Source organism: Pseudidiomarina sp., assembly GCF_048267825.1.
GTDB lineage: Bacteria > Pseudomonadota > Gammaproteobacteria > Enterobacterales > Alteromonadaceae > Pseudidiomarina.
This window is the reverse complement of the sequence record NZ_JBLWWR010000002.1, coordinates 167,526-181,115: the sequence shown is the minus strand read 5'-3', so window position 1 is coordinate 181,115 and position 13,590 is coordinate 167,526. Positions and strand designations below refer to the sequence as shown.

The 13,590-nt window shown below is 50.4% G+C and carries 13 protein-coding genes; 1 reads left to right on the top strand and 12 read right to left on the bottom strand.

Features of this window, described 5'->3' with window-relative positions; genetic code table 11:
• Positions 1-99: 99 nt before the first annotated feature.
• From ACN0UN_RS03745 to ACN0UN_RS03730, 4 genes are all read right to left on the bottom strand, one after another.
• Complete coding sequence (locus tag ACN0UN_RS03745; RefSeq protein WP_417658793.1) at positions 100-1,926, bottom strand: DUF1302 domain-containing protein; 1,827 nt, start codon at positions 1,924-1,926, stop codon at positions 100-102.
• Between the two features lie 194 nt (positions 1,927-2,120).
• Positions 2,121-2,993 (bottom strand): hypothetical protein, encoded by an 873-nt coding sequence (locus tag ACN0UN_RS03740; protein ID WP_417658792.1) that lies wholly within the window; start codon positions 2,991-2,993, stop codon positions 2,121-2,123.
• 258 nt (positions 2,994-3,251) lie between these two features.
• The gene (locus ACN0UN_RS03735; protein ID WP_417658791.1) at positions 3,252-4,181 is read right to left on the bottom strand and encodes an electron transfer flavoprotein subunit alpha/FixB family protein; all 930 of its coding nucleotides are present in this window, start codon (positions 4,179-4,181) and stop codon (positions 3,252-3,254) included.
• Complete coding sequence (locus ACN0UN_RS03730; protein WP_417658790.1) at positions 4,178-4,927, bottom strand: electron transfer flavoprotein subunit beta/FixA family protein; 750 nt, start codon at positions 4,925-4,927, stop codon at positions 4,178-4,180. Before ACN0UN_RS03730 ends, ACN0UN_RS03735 begins: the two co-directional genes overlap by 4 nt.
• 129 nt (positions 4,928-5,056) lie before the next feature.
• On the opposite strand from ACN0UN_RS03730, the gene ACN0UN_RS03725 reads away from it, so the two are divergent.
• Positions 5,057-5,461, top strand: a complete 405-nt coding sequence (locus ACN0UN_RS03725) for a SufE family protein (protein ID WP_417658789.1) — start codon at positions 5,057-5,059, stop codon at positions 5,459-5,461.
• A 7-nt stretch (positions 5,462-5,468) separates the two neighbouring features.
• Here the strand turns inward: ACN0UN_RS03725 and tcdA are convergent, their stop codons facing one another.
• The 8 genes from tcdA to rppH form a co-directional block, all read right to left on the bottom strand.
• Positions 5,469-6,227, bottom strand: coding sequence for a tRNA cyclic N6-threonylcarbamoyladenosine(37) synthase TcdA (tcdA, locus tag ACN0UN_RS03720; protein ID WP_417658788.1), 759 nt, complete (start codon positions 6,225-6,227; stop codon positions 5,469-5,471).
• Positions 6,228-6,248: 21 nt separating this feature from the next.
• A complete protein-coding gene (locus tag ACN0UN_RS03715) occupies positions 6,249-7,565 on the bottom strand; it encodes a type II toxin-antitoxin system HipA family toxin (protein WP_417658787.1) in 1,317 nt (438 codons plus the stop codon).
• Positions 7,559-7,891: a helix-turn-helix transcriptional regulator gene (locus ACN0UN_RS03710; protein ID WP_417658786.1), complete on the bottom strand. Its 333-nt coding sequence runs from the start codon at positions 7,889-7,891 to the stop codon at positions 7,559-7,561. The genes ACN0UN_RS03715 and ACN0UN_RS03710 overlap by 7 nt, the downstream gene beginning before the upstream one ends.
• Positions 7,892-8,228: 337 nt before the next feature.
• Positions 8,229-9,080, bottom strand: coding sequence for a thymidylate synthase (locus ACN0UN_RS03705; protein ID WP_417658785.1), 852 nt, complete (start codon positions 9,078-9,080; stop codon positions 8,229-8,231).
• Positions 9,077-9,898: a prolipoprotein diacylglyceryl transferase gene (gene lgt, locus ACN0UN_RS03700; protein WP_417658784.1), complete on the bottom strand. Its 822-nt coding sequence runs from the start codon at positions 9,896-9,898 to the stop codon at positions 9,077-9,079. Before lgt ends, ACN0UN_RS03705 begins: the two co-directional genes overlap by 4 nt.
• A gap of 3 nt (positions 9,899-9,901) precedes the next feature.
• Positions 9,902-10,693 carry a sulfite exporter TauE/SafE family protein gene (locus tag ACN0UN_RS03695; RefSeq protein WP_128351340.1) on the bottom strand — a complete coding sequence of 264 codons (792 nt, stop codon included), beginning with the start codon at positions 10,691-10,693 and terminating at the stop codon, positions 9,902-9,904.
• Positions 10,694-10,702: 9 nt separating this feature from the next.
• Positions 10,703-12,976, bottom strand: coding sequence for a phosphoenolpyruvate--protein phosphotransferase (ptsP, locus tag ACN0UN_RS03690; RefSeq protein WP_417658783.1), 2,274 nt, complete (start codon positions 12,974-12,976; stop codon positions 10,703-10,705).
• A gap of 45 nt (positions 12,977-13,021) precedes the next feature.
• Positions 13,022-13,537: an RNA pyrophosphohydrolase gene (gene rppH / locus ACN0UN_RS03685; protein WP_417658782.1), complete on the bottom strand. Its 516-nt coding sequence runs from the start codon at positions 13,535-13,537 to the stop codon at positions 13,022-13,024.
• Between the last annotated feature and the right edge of the window lie 53 nt (positions 13,538-13,590).

The window sequence follows — 13,590 nt, the reverse complement described above, 5'->3', positions numbered from 1 at the left end:
GCAGTTAAGTTGTAGCGAATAACGACCAGCGAAGCGATCGAATAACGATTAACGGCAAAAAAAAACCGCCGTAACGGCGGTTTTTTTCATGTTTAACGCTTAGAAGCTATAGCTGAAGCTTACCGCTGCAAAATCGCGGTCATCAGCTGCATCAAAATCAGCACCGTCGGTAATATTGTAACCAACACCGATTTTATATTTGCTCAAGTAGCTGAAATCAACACTCAAACCTAAAGTGCGACGATCTTCAATGAAGTTTGAGTTTGCTGAGTAACCTTTCACATCGTGACCAAACGCGATGGTTGGGGTCATGTTCCAGCCTGAGAATACGTTGTTGTAGTCACCCACGATGCGAGCGCGATAGCCCCACGAGGTAGACGTTACAAAACCTTCACAGTTGATGTTTGACCTAGCTGAAGGGTTACCTAAAGCAGCTTGGTCAGCAACCGTTAAACATTTGCCGAATACTGGGTTACGACCATAGCGTTGCTCATCAAGCCCTGCCAAGCCGTGCACTTTGCTTACCGCGACTTCACCGATAAAGGTGATGCGGTCAGCGCCCAATACGCGGTCATAGAATTTAACACCGGTTAACTGCCATTGGGTTACGTCGTACTCGTCATAACCTTCCTGTAACTCACCTAAGTTGGTGATTGCGCCAGTTTCGTCACGCAAAATGCGGTTCGAGAATGTACTTGGAACACCTGCACGCAAACCAGCTGTTAGAATTTCAGTGGTGTTGATTTGTACTGGCATGTCTAAACGATGGCTTACTTCACCACCAACAGACCACTCACCAATTAAGGTTGATGCACTGAAACCAAAAATCTGTTGGTCTTCAGGGAACTGCAACACATAGTCAGGACCCGCAATTGGAATACCATCTGGGTGGCTGAATGCTGGTGTTGGCTGTTGTTGCCAGTTGTACGCAGAGATAATTGGAGTCTGCGTATGAATATTCATGAAGTACGCACCAAATTCGGTATCGATACTTGTTGCGTAGTGACGCAATGCGAAACCGTACTGACCTGCATCATCAGGTTCAATGTCTGGACGACGCTCAAGGTACGTACCGAACTGAATTGACTCGCGGTCGCTCAAGCTAGAGCTTGGGTCGCCAGGTATCAAGGTTGGGTTCAGGGTAACTTTGTTACAGCCTGGGCCACCTAAAATGTCTACGGTTGAGAAGAAAGTACCACAACCATCAAGTTTGTAGTCATCCCACTCGTACTGATAGAACATGTCCAAGCTGGTTTCATTGGTTAAACCAATGTTCAGGTTCAACATACCAACCGGTAATAATGCTTCTTTAATTTCAACACCCGGACGACGAATCGCGTTCACGTCGATTGGGTTAACGGCGTTGATACCGTTAAAGATAAAGGTGCTTTCGCCCCAGCTCAGAACCTGACGGCCTAAACGGACGTTGGCCGGCATGTCACCGATATCAAAATAGGCATAAACGAACGCATCAAGCAGTTCAAAACCAGAACCGGTTGAATAGTCATCTAAACCATCGTTATCGAGGGTAACATTGGGGAAATAATTTGTTGCGGTGTGGCCATGCGCGACTTCTTCATTTTTAATGACGTCGTCGTACCAATATTTGAAACGGATAAATGCGCCGTAGTCGCCGCCATCGATGCTCAGATCGTGAACACCTTTAACAACAGACGAAACCATGTCGCCGTCGTCATAGTTCAGGTTACCGTCATCGGCTACACCTGATTGACCAAGACCACCTTCCATATTGCCTGGGTGGATAAAGCGCATATCACGCTCTTCCATACGCCATGCGGCACCATATGAAATGATTGAGTCGAACTTAACGCGGAAGTCACCTACTTCAAACTCCGCTGCCTGGACGCTTGCTGTTCCTGCTAATGCCAGCGTAATCGCCGACGCGATAGGTAATTTTTTTAGCATAGTTGTTCTTCTTTTCATGTTAGCCACCTAATCCAATTAGGATGTTATTGGTTCAATCATGTCCGATGAGTTACAAATATGCAAGTGATTCGTTAGGAAAAAATGCGTTATTCGTTAGTCGTTATTCGTTACTGGTTAAACACAAAAAAATCTCCGCCCACGACGTGCGACGGAGATTTAGTTTTAACGTTCTTTTATAGATGTCGGAGGAGCGCGCCGTGGTCGCTATTGCTGATAATGCCCTCTTTGCGCAGCTGCTTAGCTAAATGGCTGACGCATGACACCTCAGCACCTTTGCTCTGAGCATCGGCGCTGCAGGCTTGCACCTTGTCCGAAATTGAACAGCCTACACTATCGACACTGTTCGTTACGCCAGTGTCATTCGCGCCAACGACTACGGTTGTGCTGATATCGGAAGCTGGGCAGGCGTCGACATCGTCCAGAATGCCGTCTGCGTCACTGTCCTGCGTCAGATAATTAATGTCGGTGACTGAGCCGCTTAAATAGAGGGCATCATCGCCCGCGGCTGTTTCCACGCTCGAAAACAAGGTTGCGTTCACGTACCTCGGGGAGCTTACGAAGCGTGGAAACTCAGCCGTCGATTCAAACAAACTTTGATTTGGCCCACGTAAATTCAAATTGAGCTGACTATTAAACTGCTCTTGGCTAACGCCAGTTAGCGTCCAGCTGGCGTAGTTAGCCATGCGGCCAAAATCAAAATATAAGGTATTCGTTGGCTGAGTTAACTCAGCAACTTTTAGTGGCTGACGCACAGCAATTTCGTTGCCTTGTGCATCGAATAACGTAACTTTCACCTGGCTTAATGCATCGGTGTACTGACGCCAGCTGCTTGCACTGTACATGAGTGGCATACTTGGCTGTTGGGTAATTTCGAGCAGGTAGTGTCCAGTTGTATACTGCTCAACGCCAGTTGGCGTAAAGCTGTAGCCGTAGCTGATTTGGCCACGAACTTCTACGGTTTCGGCATGCACATGTGGCACGCTCATCACGGTCAGGGCGGTGGTCAGGGTCAATGCTGATAGTGACTTTATTAGTGTTATTTTCATGCCTTGCATCCTCGAATGTAAACGACGATATATGATCATTGACGTATACGGATGTTATAGCAACGAGAATTGGGACTGTCCATGTACTTTGCAAAGTTAAATAAATGCAAAGGCGTTATTCGTTAATCGTTAGTCGTTGTTGGTTGGATAAAAAAAATCTCCGTGCACTGAGTGCAACGGAGATTTCGGGTTTCGCTTTTTCGCTTTTTCTAATAACGAATAACGAATAACGACTAACCAATAACGCTCTTCGGTTTTTTAAAGCTTTTGCTCTAACTCAGGCAGTACGTCGAACAAATCAGCAACCAAGCCGTAATCCGCGACCTGGAAAATCGGTGCGTCTTCGTCTTTGTTAATGGCGACGATTACTTTCGAGTCTTTCATGCCGGCCAGGTGCTGGATGGCGCCGCTGATACCCACGGCAATGTACAGTTCTGGTGCAACGATTTTACCGGTTTGACCCACCTGCATGTCGTTCGGTACGAAGCCCGCATCCACTGCGGCACGAGACGCGCCGACTGCAGCGCCAAGCTTGTCGGCAACTTTTTCCAATAAATGGAAGTTTTCGCCGTTTTGCATGCCGCGGCCGCCAGAGATAACCACGCTTGCAGCGGTAAGATCTGGACGTTCTGATTTTGCCAGCTCTTCACCAACAAATTCAGATTTGTCGTTGTTAACCACGTTATCGAGGGCTTCAACGCTGGCGTTGCCGCCTTCTGCGTTCACGGCATCAAATGCCGTTGCACGTACGGTGATCACTTTGATTGCGTCTTCTGACTGCACGGTCGCAATTGCGTTACCTGCATAAATAGGACGCTTAAAGGTGTCAGCACTTTCAACCGCGATGATGTCAGAAATTTGCGCAACATCGAGCAGCGCAGCAACACGCGGCATAAAGTTTTTACCGGTGGTGGTTGCTGGTGCCAAGATGTGACCGTAGTCTTTGCCTAAATCGGCAACCAACTGGCCAAGGTTTTCGGCTAAGAAATGGCCATACGCAGCATTGTCAGCTAGCAGTACTTTACTTACGCTTTCAGCCTTGGCTGCTTCGTCAGCAACGCTCTGGCAGCCTTCACCCGCAACTAATAGATGAATGTCACCACCAATTTGCTTTGCCGCTGCTAAGGTTTTTAACGTGGCTGGACTTAGGGTTGCGTTGTCATGTTCGGCAATAACGAGAATGCTCATATCACTTTTGCCTCATTCTTAAGTTTTTCGATCAGTTCTGCGACATCGGCTACTTTCACACCGGCACTGCGTTCTGCAGGTGCTTCAACTTTAAGCAGCTTAACCGTGCGCGCCACACTCACACCCAATTCATCGGGGGTGGTTACATCAAGCGGCTTTTTCTTGGCTTTCATGATGTTTGGCAACGACGCATAGCGCGGTTCGTTCAGGCGCAAATCTGTTGTTACGATTGCTGGCAACTGCAGCTTTACGGTTTGCAAACCGCCGTCAACTTCACGGGTTACGTTTACGCTGCCGTCGGCAACATCAACTTTCGATGCAAAAGTGCCCTGTGGCATGCCGGTTAGCGCGCCAAGCATTTGGCCCGTTTGATTGTTGTCTGAATCAATGGCTTGCTTGCCTAAGATAACCAGTTGCGGTTGTTCTTTTTCAACCACACCTTTTAGTAGCTTGGCCACGGCCAATGAATCAGGTAACTCATCGGTTTCAACCTGAATGGCACGGTCTGCGCCCAGGGCTAAGGCGGTGCGTAATTGTTCTTGCACGGCTTTCGGGCCAATGCTCACAACCACCACTTCGTCCGCGATGCCTTTTTCTTTTAGTCGTACTGCTTCCTCTACCGCGATTTCACAGAACGGATTCAGGGCCATTTTCACGTTGGCCAGATCAACGTCTGAATTATCCGCTTTTACGCGAACTTTCACGTTGTAATCAATGACGCGTTTGACCGCCACTAATACTTTCATGTTGTGGTTCCTGTTGTTTGAGGTTCGGTTCAAAGTAAACTGAGACCGGGCAAGATTAACATTTTTCGCAGCAAAAATGGTACTCTTACGGCCGTTTTTGTTGACCAGTGTGAATAATTAAGGAATTTCATGGGTGGTTTCATGTACGGCGTGATGGCTGAAACGGATCTAGCGGCAATGCGCAAACAACTCGGTAGCCGTGAAAATCGGATGCGCTATCTCGTGCAACTCGCTAAGGCTGCACAGGTACCTGCTGATTTTCGCACCGCCGAGCACGAAGTATTTGGCTGTGAAGCGCGCGTTTGGGTGCAAGCCGATTGGCAAGATGATCAGTTGGCGTTAACCGTCGATAGTGAATCACGGGTGGTACTGGGATTGCTGATGGTGATTCGGCAAGCATTGCAGGGTGCGCGGCGCGATCAAGTCAGCGCATACTCGCTTGATGAACATTTTGACGCGCTCGGCCTCTCCGAATTTGTTACGTCGTCGCGTCGCAACGGCTTACGCAATGTAATTGCAGCCATTCAGGCGTAATCAGCAGCTAGAGCTTCTTCAGTAACAGCGCGACGGCATGCATCGCGAAAGTGGCAGTAACAGGCATAGCAGCACCGAAGCCTGTGGCACAGTCCATGCGCATGCTACCTGCACCGGGCTTGGCGTGGTTCCATTCGCCATCGGCAGTCGGATAACGCAATTGTTCGGTGGAATAGACGGCCGCAACGCCGAAGTTACGCTTGGGGTTCTTCGAAAAATTGTAGTCGCGCCGCAACAGGTAACGCACTTTCGCCAGTAACGGGTCTTGAGTGGCTTTGGCCAAATCGCCCGAAGTCACTTGGCTTGGGTCAACCTGCCCGCCCGCGCCGCCACACGTAACCAAAGGCAACTTACGCCGCTTACACCAGGCAATTAACGCAGCTTTCACGGTGACACTGTCAATGGCATCCAGCACTGCGGTTACTGGCTCGCCAAGGCATTGCTCAAGATTATCGGCGGTAAGAAAGTCATCGATAACGCGCACCTGGCAATCAGGATTGATATCGCGCACCCGTGCAGCAAGCACGTCTGTTTTTAATTGCCCAACAGTACTCGTTAGTGCTGGCAGTTGACGATTGATGTTGGTGACGCACACGTCATCAAGGTCAATTAAAGTCAGCGCACCAACCCCTGAACGGGCCAGCGCTTCAACTGCCCACGAGCCAACACCACCGAGGCCAATTACAGCTACGTGGTGATGTTGAAAACGCGCCGCAGCCGTTTGGCCGTAGACGCGTTCGATGCCAGAAAATCGTTGTTTTGTCATAGCGGCGGATTTTATCACGGGTTATAGATCAAGGCGAAGATTACCCTGTATTTCAGTGATCAAAACCTCGGGTACGTGGTGTTCGCGCGCGAGTTGTGGCCATTGTGCGACGGCATCGATGGTTTGTTCGACAATTGCGTCTATCTTTTTGCGGCTGAACAAGGGGCTGACTTTTTCCAGACTGTAAAAGTCGTCGCGACTGAAGTTTTCGCGCTTACCGTTTAATTGCATCCAGTGCTGATTCACCCATTTGCTATCCGGCTTGTAGCTGTATGCTAAGTCATAGGCCGGAGCCAGTTGCCAGCGCCCTTGGTCGAGCAAGAACGCAAAGTTCTTGGCATGGTCATCATGATTTCGAGCCACCAGGTTAAAAACCATCCGCCGGAATAGCTGTTCAGCTTCCACCGCCGATAATTTCAATTGCCGTGCGATTGCGAACAGCTCAGCGTAGGAAAAGCTACCGGGCCTTTTGTAGTCCACGTGCGCCAGCCCGTTCAGGGTTTGCACGTGAAGTTTTTCGTTGTGGCGGCGATCAAATCGCTGCGTAAGAAAATGCCTGCGGTTGCCTTCATCCAATAAATGGCACGGCGTCATGTCTATCTCACACTGCTGCGCCATCAAGTAATACACATATTCCATAGCGCCATAACCTTGCGGGTCGCCAAAGGTTTCGTGGGCGGCGCTGCGCTCACTCACGCCATCAAATTTCATTAAATAATGGGTAAAGCCTTCTGGCGCATCGGTTTGGCCCGAGCATACCTGACTGAAGTCAGAATTGAATGCCAGTACCGCCTTCGGGCGTGCACCACCCGCACTCATACCCACTGACAATAGTGCCAGCATGGCTTCGCGGTCAGCTTGCCCGGGCGCTGTGAGTTCCACATGAAAGTTTGCGCGCTTATTCAGCACCTCTTGGGCAATCTCAAGAAGCTGGGCAATTTCAACTTGCTGCGACGCTTCGAAGCCGCGCATACGCGTGGCCGGGCGATATTCCAGCGCGCCCATGCCGCGTTTACCGGTATATTGCAGCCGTTGTAGCGGCGAGATGTCGGTGGGCTGTTTACCTTGGCTGGCCACCCACGCATTCAACACGGCATTGCCGAAATCGTCGGGCAGGGAATCCGCAACCAGCCCCGGCAGCCCATGAAATGTTTCAAAATTCAGTTCTGGAAAATTGTAGATGCGTTTGCGCAGCGGCATTTTTAACGGCGCCAGCTCAATGCCGGTAGTCAAGAATGCCGGTGTGTATTCGAACGCGCCAAGCCCCTGCTCTGTATCAAAACTGAGTGCGCCTACTTCGTGTTCGTGATACCAGACACTGACAACTTCCATTACCATACGGATGGTTCCTCACTCTCTTCATCACCCTGCCCCCGGCTACCACTTGCGCGCATACGCTGTTTGCCTTGCAGCTTGCGCAGTTGCAACGGTGAAATAGGCTGTGGCGGCAGAAAATTCTTCAGTTGGTCGGTTAAATCGAGCGCAACCAACAGCGCGATGAAATTCTCGAGCTGCGCCTGCCCTTTCTCGGCATTCAGCACAATTTTGCGCGACACGCCCGCGCGCCTGGCGAGTTCTGCCTGCGTGATATTGGCGTTGAGTCGAGCCTGTTTGAGCCGATCGCCGAGTTCTTCAGCCCATGCGGCGGGGGAAAGTGGGTTCATTGATTCGTTACTCGTTGTTCGTTATTCGTTATTCGTGGTTCGTGCGCTTCGCTGTTTGTACGCTTCGCTATTCGGTAAACACAAACCATAAACACAAATAAAGTTACGTTATAGGCACTTTATAGCAAAATAAAAAGCTACTGTGCCATAAAAAGGATATTAGAAAGGATAGAACACAATCAAGAAAAGTCAAACAAAACCCACAATGTCCACTTTTACGCACTTAAAAACCTAAAACACCAAACAAAGTGCCAATATTAGCACTTTACACAATCCAGCTTACAGCGCTCCACTAACGAATAACCAATAACGAATAACGAACAACGACCAACGCCCCTCAAACACTAAACGGATACGCAATCGCCGGATGATGCTCATACCCATGCACTGCAAAATCATCCATCGTCACCCAGGTTTCCAGATCTTCCAGCGACTTGATGTCTGGATTGATTTCTAACTTTGGTGCGGCGAATGGCTTACGTTTAAGCTGCACATCGCGCATTAGTTCGAGTTGATCTTCGTAAATGTGCGCGTTCACAATTTTATGATAGGCCACGCCAGCTTTGTGACCAGTAATTTGAGCCATCAACGCTAAGAAGGTGAATACCTGCACTTGATTGAAGTTAAGACCCAGCGGTACGTCACATGAACGCTGATAACTGGTTAAATAGAGCGTGTCACCCAGCAGCGAAAAATTATGCGTGTGCATGCAGGGGCGCAAGCAGCCCATGTGGAATTCACCAGGGTTATAGAAACTGATAATTTCGCCGCGATCATCAATGCCCTTTGTCAGGTTATCCACCACCTTGCGTAATTGGTCGATTGTGCCGCCGTCTGGCTTAGCCCAGGCACGGCCTTGCACGCCATACACACGCCCCATGTCGTCTTCACCTTTGCGATGCGGGTTGGCTAACCAGGCTTCATTGAGATTGGCGTTGGCATTCCAGGTGGGCGTGCCGATTTTACGGAAATCTGCGGCGCTAGAATACCCACGAATGTAGCCGATTAACTCGGCGATGGCGGCTTTCCAGTAGCTTTTGCGGGTGGTGATAAGCGGGAATTCATTGCGGTCAACACGATAGTCTAAATTCGCGTTAATCACCGTGAGGCAACGTTTACCGGTGCGCTCGTTTTCAATCCAAACGCCCTCGTCGACAATACGTTGGCACAAATCTAAATACTGTTTCACGCTTGGCTCCCACGTTTATATGCAAATACCATCAATAACGCACCAATCACCACCATAGGTGCAGACAGCCACTGGCCCATTGACCAGCCAAAGGCCAACAACCCAAGATGCGCGTCGGGTTCGCGGGCGTATTCAACCACAAACCGTGCTAAGCCGTAGCCGATTAAGAACAAGCCACCAATAGCGCCGACTGGGCGCGGCTTACGACTGTAAAGTGCCAGAATAGCAAACAATAAAAAGCCTTCAAGTAAGGCCTGATAAAGCTGCGATGGATGGCGCGGAAACGGCCCTGCTGCTGGAAATATCATGGCCCAAGGCACATCTGTAACCCGGCCCCATAACTCACCGTTAATGAAGTTACCAATACGGCCAGCGCCTAACCCAACCGGCACCAGCGGAGCAATAAAGTCACCCACGGCAAGTAACGATTGCTTGGTTTTGGCCGCAAATATCCACAACACACTAATTACACCGAGCATGCCGCCATGAAAGGACATGCCGCCGCTGGTGATATCAAATAGGTACAACGGGTTTTGCACAAAGTAATCAAATTGGTAAAAAATCACATAGCCAACGCGGCCGCCAACAATCACGCCCATAAAGCCCCAGAAGAGGAGATCGCTGAAACGCTTTTCGGTCCAACCCTGCGCGGCGTTATGCGGTTGCTGGCACTGACGATTTCCCCACCACCATGCAAACAAAAAGCCGACGAGATACATCAAGCCATACCAACGCAAGTCAAATGGTCCGATGCTCACGATAATGGGATCAATGTTGGGGTGCACCAGGTAGTCTGTTTGCGTGTACGCTGATTGCATGAATTATCCTATAACCAATTTGAGTGAAATGATGACTAAAAATATCGCGAAGCCGCGTTGTAAATGTTTTACCGGTATACGTTGCGTCAGGCTCGCACCTAATGGTGCACAGAGCATTGAGGCAATTGAGATCGCCAACCACGCCTGCACGTGAACATACCCAAATAAGCCGTCTGCGCCTTCCAACTGCTGGCCCAGCACCACGAACGCGATAACGGCGCTTAAGCCTATGCTTAAACTGCCCACCGAGGATACCGCAATCGCTTGGCGGATAGGAACCCGTAACCGCTGCAATAAGGGGACTGTTAACGAGCCGCCGCCAATACCTACTAATGCTGAAAGTGTGCCCATACCGGCACTAATTAAGGCCATCAGGCGTTTCGACACGTCAGTGAGGGGCTCACCGCCGCGCTGTGGCACCAGCATACGCAGTGAGAGGAGCATCAGTACCACTGCAAAAATTCGCTGCAACCAGTCAGGATGAAGCAGCGTCGCCAGCCAGGCACCGCACACGGCGCCAACCATCAACCCTGGAATAAGCCGACGTACCCAAAAGAAACTGACCTGGCCATGTTTCAAATGCGAGCGCGCCGAACTTAAAGTGGTCATCACAATGGTGGCCAGTGACGTCGCAACCGCCATCTGCACGACTAAATCAGGGGCAACACCCAGTAACGGCAACAAATAAATCAACAAGGGAACAATCACCAGGCCGCCGCCAATGCCGAGCATGCCCGCTAACAGGCCTGCCACCATGCCTCCGGCTAAACACCACAACCAGCCTGCTAAGAGCACGTGTTCTCCTTAACCACCTGCACGCACGAAGCCACCTAAACCGGCGTTTTCGAGTGCCATGATAACTTGCTGCTTCACTTCGTAAGGCGAACGCGCCGCGAGTGAACGTTGCAACACCTCGGTTAAATCATCGGCCGCAATGTGGCGGATGATCCATCGAATACGATCTATATTGTAGCTGTTCATGCTGAGGTTTCGGTAGCCCATGGCGAGCAGTAACAACGCACCGCCCGGCTCCCCTGCTAACTCACCGCACACGGATACTGGCTTATTCAGCGCATCGCAGCGATCGATAATTTGCTTCAGCGCATGTAACACGGCCGGATGAAACGCATCGTATAAACTGGCGACCCGCGAATTGTTGCGATCAACCGCCAGCATGTATTGGGTTAAGTCGTTGGTGCCGACCGAAAAGAAATCGATTTTATCGGCGACGCAATGCAGCTGATAGATCATCGCCGGCACTTCAATCATGACCCCAATTTGCGGTTCAAATAACTGTTCATCGACGCTGCAGGCAAGCTCTTCAGCAACTTCATGATAGGCCTGATGAATCATTCGCACCGATTCATCAACTTCTTCGGCACTGGTTATCATCGGTAACAAAATACGCAGATTATTACGCCCCACTGAGGCGCGCAGCATAGCCCGGATTTGCATTAAAAAGATTTCTGGATGGTCCAACGTCATACGAATGCCGCGCCAGCCTAAAAACGGATTTTCTTCGTCCATAGGTAGATATGGCAGTGGCTTATCGCCGCCAACATCAAGCGTACGCATTACCACAGGTGCACCACGAAACTGCTCTAACACCTGGCTATAAAGCTCTTCTTGTTCGTCTTCAGTTGGCAGGCGTTCGCGCATCATAAACGGGATTTCAGTGCGGTACAGCCCTACCCCGTGCACGTTTAAATCATTGAGCCAATCGCGCTCGGTGTTTAAGCCAACGTTCAGATTCAACTGCACCCGCACACCATCGGTTGTTTCGGCGGGTAAGTCACGCGCTTGCATAACTTTTTGGCGCAGTGCCAGTTCTTCTTCGGCCAGTTGGCTGTATTCATTTTCAACTTGAATGGGCGGGTTAACGAACACGTCGCCGTTGTACCCGTCAACAATCAGCGTTTCGCCACTGACTTCGTTGAGCTGGATGTTGTCTACACCCAGCACCGCCGGAATGCCCATACTACGGGCCATAATGGCTGCATGTGAGTTGGCTGAGCCGCGCAGCGACACCATGCCAATAATCTCTGCTTGGGGCAGTTCTGCCAGCATGGTGGCCGTGACTTCGTCAGCCACTAAAATGCATTGTGCTGGCGGATTTAAGTTGCGCACCTCACGGTTTTGCAGGTGCGCAAGAATACGATTGCCTAGGTCGCGGACATCGCTTGCACGCTCGCGGATGTATTCGTCATCGAGGTTTTCAAATTGATTGACCAGTTGCTCAACCACCAGCTTCAACGCAGTTTGCGCGCGCCAACCGTCGTTGATGGTTTGCTCCACTTCTTGCCCTAAGCTAGCCGAGTCCATCATGGCGTGATACACGTCAAAAATTGCCAGTGTTTCATCGGCCACGTGACCCTTCATGCTGTCACTGATGTTCAACAGCTCTTGACGGGTTCGCGCAACAGCGGCGCGAAATGCGCGGATTTCATGTTCCGGCATGGTGCTGCGTTTCGGTGTAACTTCGCTTAAACGCGCGGGCGGCTTCACCACAAATGCTTCGCCAATAGCTACGCCTGGCGCAGCGGGTATACCTTTGATGGTTTGCAGCCAGGGTGACTGTTTGGCGGTGCGTAATAGGCCTTTCGCTTCTGCATGGGCAATAACTACCGCCAGCTGCGCTGCTAAGGTAACGACAAAGGCTTCTTCATCACGGGTAAACGCACGGGCTTGTTCTTGTTGTACAGCAAGTACGCCGAGCACCCTTCGCCGATGGATAACTGGGGCGGCCAACATGGCTTTGTAACGGTCTTCGACCACGTGTTCGAGTTTTAAAAATGCGGGGTGGTCGGAAGCATTGGCAATATTGAGCGGTTCTTCACGGCTAGCCGCCAGGCTGATAACCCCTTCACCAAAAGGCACATGAATGGGTTCATTGGATCGAATTTCGAGGCCGTCGGTAGCCGCCAAGGCGAACATTTGCTGCTCGTGGTCGGCTAAATAAACAGTGCAGGAATCTGTTTTTAAGGCCTCTTTTACTTGACGCACCATGGTTTGCAGCGCCAGCTCAAAATCTGGCGCTTGGTTCACCGCTTCTACAATGCGTTGCAGTATTCGGAGCATAGCCTGCCTTTAGTTTTTCTTACTCAACTTTTCTTACTCAACTACTCAAGAACGGCGGCGGCGAGCGGGCCTTTGTCGGCGTTGGAACGGGGCCATAATGACCGCAGAGAACTCTTTCAACACACGACGGTATACTTCCCGTTTAAACGACACAACTTGTCGCACCGGGTACCAGAAACTGACCCAACGCCAGTCATCAAACTCGGGATGCGACGACTGCATAACGTTCACATCTTTTTCATCACATTTTAACCGCAGTAAAAACCATTTCTGCTTTTGACCAATGCAGGTTGGTCTTTGTTCGCGTCGCACTAAGCGTTTTGGTAACCGATAACGGAACCAGTTTCGGCTCGTGTAGATAAGTTCAACTTGTTCGGGTTTTAACCCTACCTCTTCCCAGAGTTCACGGAACATAGCTTGTTCAGGTGTTTCACCGTCATCTATTCCACCTTGTGGAAATTGCCAGCTATGTTGTCCGAATCGACGCGCCCAAAAGACTTGTCCCTGCTCGTTGCAGATAATAATTCCCACATTGGCGCGAAATCCTTCTGCGTCTATCACGCGAGCGCCCTCATAAATTCGACATATTGCTTGGATTTTTCCATAATCGCGGC

Bases quoted from the DNA above. Each gene is read 5' to 3' on its own strand.
- ACN0UN_RS03730 (WP_417658790.1), bottom strand. From the start codon at position 4,927: ATGAAAGTATTAGTGGCGGTCAAACGCGTCATTGATTACAACGTGAAA.
- ACN0UN_RS03725 (WP_417658789.1), top strand. From the start codon at position 5,057: ATGGGTGGTTTCATGTACGGCGTGATGGCTGAAACGGATCTAGCGGCA.
- ACN0UN_RS03715 (WP_417658787.1), bottom strand. From the start codon at position 7,565: ATGGTAATGGAAGTTGTCAGTGTCTGGTATCACGAACACGAAGTAGGC.
- ACN0UN_RS03740 (WP_417658792.1), bottom strand. From the start codon at position 2,993: ATGAAAATAACACTAATAAAGTCACTATCAGCATTGACCCTGACCACC.
- ACN0UN_RS03745 (WP_417658793.1), bottom strand. From the start codon at position 1,926: ATGCTAAAAAAATTACCTATCGCGTCGGCGATTACGCTGGCATTAGCA.
- ACN0UN_RS03710 (WP_417658786.1), bottom strand. From the start codon at position 7,891: ATGAACCCACTTTCCCCCGCCGCATGGGCTGAAGAACTCGGCGATCGG.
- ACN0UN_RS03735 (WP_417658791.1), bottom strand. From the start codon at position 4,181: ATGAGCATTCTCGTTATTGCCGAACATGACAACGCAACCCTAAGTCCA.
- tcdA (WP_417658788.1), bottom strand. From the start codon at position 6,227: ATGACAAAACAACGATTTTCTGGCATCGAACGCGTCTACGGCCAAACG.
- ptsP (WP_417658783.1), bottom strand. From the start codon at position 12,976: ATGCTCCGAATACTGCAACGCATTGTAGAAGCGGTGAACCAAGCGCCA.
- lgt (WP_417658784.1), bottom strand. From the start codon at position 9,898: ATGCAATCAGCGTACACGCAAACAGACTACCTGGTGCACCCCAACATT.